Below are 5435 nucleotides of genomic sequence, written 5' to 3'. Positions count from 1 at the left end.
GCTATGGAGCGTTGAAACCGGAAATCTCGTCAAATCTTTCGAGGGGCATGAAGGCTACGTCTGGTCCGCCGTCTTTTCAAAGGATGAGACACTCGTTCTGACCGCCTCAGATGACAACACGGCAAAGCTATGGATTTTAGCTCCATCGTACAAATACAAATCCGGGCGATGGATTGTTGGACACTCACATCCGCTTAGCTCTGAAAATTACACTAGCTTATGGAAGAAAACTAAAACAGGAATATCTGAAGAAAGCTGCAAGCAGCTTTACAGGCAGGTCGACTGTAGCTTCTTGGCAAGCAGCTCTTTGAAAGAGGATTAGATTTATGACTCATAGTAATCTGGATATAGACGTTTCAACGACTCCTTTGGCGACGCCTAGTGCATTTGAGAGCAGCGAAGATGTGTTGGTTGGACGCGCTGCGTCCAGTGGGGAGGAGAGTGCGGGACAGAGCCCAAGTGATCGATCAAGCTTTTCAGCTGGCATAAGCGGATCAGGTCTGTTTTCCTTTTCCCAAAACCTTGATGCCCCGGCCGTTCAAGATGTTCTTCAAAGCCTGCGCTTTGCGGAGCGTGCTGCTGATGCTCAATTTGACCGAAATGAGCGGATTGAGGATTGGTATCAATTCTATATTCGTGTTCTGCGCCAACTGGGTTGGACAACCAGTGCAGAGAACTGGGATACGAAAACCTTCGACCGGGACAACATGACAATTGGTGAAGAAGCCTTCAAACTTCTCTCAGCTGTGGCGTCAGCCAATCAACTCGGCATTATCCGACAGGCTCTCGATACAATGGCGGGTCTGGCCAAGGACCGTAAGGAAATCAAACTCTTTGATTTTACGACATCCGTCGAACTGGGTGGCACATTTCAAATTGGAACGGTAGAAACTGCCGCAACCGGAGTGTCAAAAATGTCGCTGGGAGCTTTCTTTTATAGGTCAGATGACAGAAAGCGCAATTTTCTTTTTGTCACCTGGGGGCGCAATAATCTTTCGTTGTCCACCTGCATTCACCAGATGCTTCTCAATCACGAAAGCTATGCGGAATATAGGGATTTGATCAAAACCCGACTGGGTGACAGCATGAAGGACAATTTGATGGCCATTCCTCTGGCTTGAGCGCGCGAGGAACAGCCATCAAAATCTGACTTTATTTGCCGCTATTTTCTTCTTCGCTCAAAAGTTCACTTAGTGATTGGGCGATGAGGGTGTGTTCGTCATCCGGGTCTTCGTCTTCCGGCCCATCTTCTGCCATAGCTCCGCCAAGCAGCTCCTCATCCAAAGCCTTGATAATTTCCATTTCTTCGGCAGTAACCAGGAGCATATCGCCATCTTGCGGTTCGTCGGTCGAACTCCCAGAGCTGGAAAGGTCGATCGCATCCAAATGACTTTCGCATTGAGAGCAAAAGCTGGCAAAGTTCGGAAGCAAGAGGATAGGGCAGTTTTTCCCGGTCCAGTGTTTGTGGGGAACAATTCTGCTCTTGTTCAATTTAAGGTCATGCAACAGACAGGCGACAAGACGAGCAGCCCGATCATTTGCCGCCTGTTGATTGATGCCCTGGTTCATGCAGACCTCAATGGCGATACTCTGGCCATTCCCCTTACCGGCATGTATCGCACGCTCCCAGATCGGGATGTGCTTGATCACCTTGTTATCGTCTACCGTGTAGTGCCACGAAACATAGCGTTTCTCGCCTTTCCACATGTAGTAACCCTTGTTACGGATCAGATTCGAATGAGCATCGGCATCCGCACCTTTGCTGGTGTTGCTGGTGTTATGGATCGTGATGTATTGCGGGTTGATTTTTTTTCCCGATCTGTTTGGTCTCCCGGGGGCAACCATTTCAATTTTCAGATTCAAGGATTGTCCAAGTTGTTTCCTGTTCATAATTTCCTCCCCTCAAATACTTAGTCCAAATACGTTTTCTAGCTGACCTGCCGAGCCTGGGGCGCCCGGGGCATACCGGCTCCACGATCAATACGGCCACACAAAAGATGGTCCGTCGCCGCGGTTCCCAGCAACTTTGCTTTTACCGCCGCCGCGTCTGTAGGTCCGTCTCGCCTTTCCAGCCATTCCCACCAGAGCGCCGCCACTCCAGCGACATGAGGACACGCCATGCTGGTTCCATTGCTAGATTTTAACTTGCCATCCAAAGAAGCTGAAAAAATCCCAACGCCGGGAGCGGCAACAACCGGATTGTTGTTGGAGAAATAAGCTATATCGAGCTGAGAGCCTGCTTTCTGCAACGCTCCGACAGATACGATATCTCTGGACGATACGGCAGGAACACTGACGTCAATCACCAGATCCCGATCGATATTTCTCTTACTGTCGTTACCGGATGCCGCGATAATAAGCGCGCCCCCTCTATTCACATGGTTGGGAGTACTAAGCGCAGTCGCCAATGCCTGGAAAGCTTCTATTCCCTCGCGATAGGCTTTCAAGGCTTTGGACGCAGCAAATTTCGGAGGTAAATCCCGGTTCAAGTAAACTTCAAATAATCTAGGGAAGTCAAAACCTAAAGACATGGATACGACCTGTGGCTTCAGCGAATAAAGCCAATTCATGGCCTCCAGAAGATTCTGGATCGTTCCCCGTCCATCTGCATCAAGAACCCGCCCTACGATGACATCTTTTATCCCTGGAGCAACTCCAATGCGCATATCATCGTAGTCCCGTCCAAAAATTGTGCCGGCACAATGCGTTCCGTGTCCATTTTCGTCGGTTGCAGAGGTACTGCCCGGCGCAACGAAGTCTCTCTGTTCGAGCCCTTCTCTCACCGCCTCGAAGGAAGGGTGCTCCGCGTTTATGCCAGTATCCAGAATAGCAAGCCTTACCCCAGCGCCGCTTATCGATGTGTCTGGGTTAGGGCCGAGCACCTCCTCAACCCCCCAAGACACTCCGTAACCTTCAATTGCGGCAATTGCCCTATCATTGGCCGCCTCCAATTCAGCACCGTTGCTTATGGGGTCCGTGAGTGCCAAAGGCAGTTCTTGCGGGACGAGTAATTGTCCGCCTCGCGCCTTTTCCCGCCTGGCTTCGGCCTCGGAAAGAGATGCCCTTTCTAGTTTTGGGGCAACATCGTCCCGCGCTTTTGTAATGCGACTCACAAGTGTGGCCCCGGAAGTCTCACTATCGGCTTCAGCAACATCAGCGGCCAAAGTCGCCGCAAAACCATCGTCATCAAAAGCAGAAAGATTTTCGAATTTTAGGATCACATAGTCTTCAGCCATAACCTTCTCCAAATAATTGAAATAAAGTATTCATCAAATACAAATTGCTACTAACAGTCAATATTGAGCAGGTACAATCGAATAATATCTACTATAAGTTGCTCATATTTTTTTTGCTATTATTGGTTTTGCACCCTTTTATATTTTCTGCATCGCCAGATATTTAAATATTACAGTGAATTAGGCTATGCGGACGGATTGGCGACGTATGTCGCCGGGATATACGGCGTCCAAGGCAAGGTGAAACTGGCGCAGGCGATGTGATGCATCGCCGAGCCAATTTTGCCTTGGCATAGGGCGGGGCAGGCCCGGGCCCTTCGGTTGGTTCAAACGGCAGCATATGATAGAAGTGAGTTTGCCGAACGCATTAGACATGCGTTTAAAGGATCTTTTCTGCCAGATTGTAGCCGTTTGACCCACGAAATGCGCCGCCAATCCGTCCACACAGCCTAATACTACAGTTGCGTATTGTAGCGTGTTTTTCGATGTGCGATGGCTGCGGCGACTTGATGCTCGCGTCGCCATTGCGACCAGTTCCATATGAAGTCGGAGGTGAGTATGGGGCGCGGCAGCAGGCGTGAGATCAGGCGGCGTAGTTCCGGAGTGGTCAGGGTTTGCGCCAGTCTGGCAATTATGCCGTTGCTGTTTGACGCCGCGGACTCGTTTCGTTCCGTTTTCCGTATGCCGCGCGGCGCTGATCGGCGGTGACCCGGGTCAGAAAGGCAGCAACGGCCATCACGAGGCTCATATGGCGGTGCCAGCCATGCCAGGAGCGGGCCTCGCAATGATCGAGGCCAAGATCGTCCTTGGCGCGCAGGAAGCACTCCTCAACGGTCCAGCGCAGCCCAGCAGCCGCAGCAAGTTCTGCCAGTGTGGTTCCAGTGCGCGCATGAGCGAAGTAATAGGCGATGTTTTGCGGGTCACGCAGGCCACGACGCGCAAGCAGCCAGCGGGAAAACCCCTCTGCGGTCTGATATCTGAGCGGGACCCAAGCCCAATCATAGAGCCGCTGTCCCTTGGAGCCTTCGCCAGCGGACAGAGGTTGCCAGGCCTCGGTGGGCAATTCGGAAATCATCGTTGCAGGATCGGACTGCACCAGCGCCCATTCCTCCAGAAAGCGCAAGGTATGGTTCGAGCGCACCGCCAGCACATAGGGCTGATCACGGTCCTCCAGCATGCGCCGGAACCGATGGTCAGAGCCATAAACCGCATCGGCGAGCACAAAGGCGCATGGTGCTCCCTCATCCAGAAACCGCGCAACCATCTCGCAGGCTATGGCTGGTTTAGTGGCGAACATAACGTCTTCCGGCACATGCGTCTTTGCGCGCCGCTCCGGGTCATTGGCCCAGGTCTTCGGCAAGTAAAGCTGCCGATCGATCAGCGCATGACCCCAGCGGCTCGCATAGGCAGCGAACACACCGGTCTGGCAGTTCTCAATCCGGCCCGCCGTGCCAGAATACTGGCGGCCTACGCCGACGGAATGGACGCCCTTCTTCAGAAAACCGGTCTCATCCACGACCAACACGCCGTCTGGATCACCAAGCGCCTCAATCGTATAGCTCCGAACCCGCTCGCAGAGCGCATCTGCGGACCAGGATGATCGGCCCAGCAGGGACTGGATACGATAAGGCCGCTCCAGTCCGGCTTCCTCCGCCAGCATCCATCCAGTCTTGCGCTCAACTCCGCACAGCAACCCGTCGATAAAGGCTCCGGCGGACACTCGTTGCTCGGACCTTTTGAACGCAGGGGCGATAAAGGCCCTCAACCCTTCAAGCACCTCACGCCAATCTGAAACCGACCCCGCCCAATCAGATACAGTCATGATCCAACCTCCAATTCTCTCGAAAAGAGTTGAATCAGAGATCGTCAAAATACGCAACTGTAGTACTAAGAACGTTAAAACAGCCCGACTGCCCATAATTGGCTAAACCGCCAAAATCCACCTTTCCCACTCACGCATCATTTCCCGCCGTTGTTCGAGTAGATCTGTCCGATGATAAGCCGCCTCTGTCGAGTTTCTTATGGTGTGAGCTAGTGCTCGCTCCGCCAGGTCACGCGGGTATCCGTTTTCTGACGCCCAATCCCGGAAACTGGATCTAAAGCCATGTGCAGTCGCAAAGCGCCCTGGAGTGTCGCTGGTCACCTTGTGATCCCGCAAACACTTCGTCAGGGTCATGTCGCTGATCGGGGTGTTCTTGC

Annotated in this window: 5 protein-coding genes; 2 read left to right on the top strand and 3 right to left on the bottom strand. The window is 52.5% G+C overall.

Annotated elements, in window-relative coordinates; genetic code table 11:
- Both F0155_RS22925 and F0155_RS22920 read left to right on the top strand, forming a co-directional pair.
- The coding region (locus F0155_RS22925) for a WD40 repeat domain-containing protein (protein ID WP_204934605.1) at window positions 1-322 on the top strand (322 nt) is incomplete at its 5' end.
- Between the two features lie 4 nt (window positions 323-326).
- A complete protein-coding gene (locus F0155_RS22920; RefSeq protein ID WP_150526892.1) occupies window positions 327-1121 on the top strand; it encodes a hypothetical protein in 795 nt (264 codons plus the stop codon).
- Between the two features lie 31 nt (window positions 1122-1152).
- On the opposite strand, the gene F0155_RS22915 is transcribed toward F0155_RS22920, so the two are convergent.
- The 3 genes from F0155_RS22915 to F0155_RS22905 all read right to left on the bottom strand — a co-directional run bounded on the left by F0155_RS22915 (window position 1153) and on the right by F0155_RS22905 (window position 5058).
- Window positions 1153-1890, bottom strand: coding sequence for a peptidoglycan recognition protein family protein (locus F0155_RS22915; protein ID WP_150526891.1), 738 nt, complete (start codon window positions 1888-1890; stop codon window positions 1153-1155).
- A gap of 38 nt (window positions 1891-1928) precedes the next feature.
- Window positions 1929-3236 (bottom strand): S8 family serine peptidase, encoded by a 1308-nt coding sequence (locus tag F0155_RS22910; protein WP_150526890.1) that lies wholly within the window; start codon window positions 3234-3236, stop codon window positions 1929-1931.
- Window positions 3237-3867: 631 nt separating this feature from the next.
- Window positions 3868-5058, bottom strand: coding sequence for an IS701 family transposase (locus tag F0155_RS22905; protein ID WP_150526889.1), 1191 nt, complete (start codon window positions 5056-5058; stop codon window positions 3868-3870).
- Between the last annotated feature and the right edge of the window lie 377 nt (window positions 5059-5435).

Source organism: Roseibium sediminis (assembly GCF_008711325.1).
Lineage (GTDB): Bacteria > Pseudomonadota > Alphaproteobacteria > Rhizobiales > Stappiaceae > Roseibium > Roseibium sediminis.
This window is presented reverse-complemented; position numbering and strand designations above follow the sequence as displayed.

What these genes read in the sequence shown, in the direction of transcription:
- F0155_RS22910 (WP_150526890.1), bottom strand. Translation starts at nt 3,236, where the DNA reads ATGGCTGAAGACTATGTGATCCTAAAATTCGAAAATCTTTCTGCTTTT.
- F0155_RS22905 (WP_150526889.1), bottom strand. Translation starts at nt 5,058, where the DNA reads ATGACTGTATCTGATTGGGCGGGGTCGGTTTCAGATTGGCGTGAGGTG.
- F0155_RS22920 (WP_150526892.1), top strand. Translation starts at nt 327, where the DNA reads ATGACTCATAGTAATCTGGATATAGACGTTTCAACGACTCCTTTGGCG.
- F0155_RS22915 (WP_150526891.1), bottom strand. Translation starts at nt 1,890, where the DNA reads ATGAACAGGAAACAACTTGGACAATCCTTGAATCTGAAAATTGAAATG.